The organism is Bradyrhizobium sp. LeoA1Lang (genome assembly GCF_055413685.1).
The window spans coordinates 1-259 of record NZ_JBVAPG010000591.1 but is presented as its reverse complement, the minus strand read 5'-3'; the positions used below and the strand labels follow the sequence as shown (position 1 = coordinate 259).

General features: G+C 62.9%; 1 protein-coding gene. It reads right to left on the bottom strand.

Annotated features, from left to right (window positions below):
* On the bottom strand, positions 1-259 hold a 259-nt coding region (locus tag ACZYOF_RS44620), incomplete at both ends, for an ATP-binding protein (protein WP_463719704.1).

The window sequence follows — 259 nt, the reverse complement described above, 5'->3', positions numbered from 1 at the left end:
CGCGCGAGCGCCAACGCTTCGAACAATCTTGGGACGCGATGATAGAGAACCGAGCGATTGTCGCGGCAGGCCTTGTGGCCGAGGGCACAGGCTAACCAACTTTTGCCCAATCCGGTCGCTCCGGTTAGAAGAAAATTCTCGTGGCGATCGATCCAGTCGCCGCTGACGAGCTTGGCGAAGACGGCCCGGTCGATCCCCCGCGGCGTGCGCAAATCGACGTCCTCCACGCAGGCATTCTGGCGGAGCGCGGCCAGCTTGA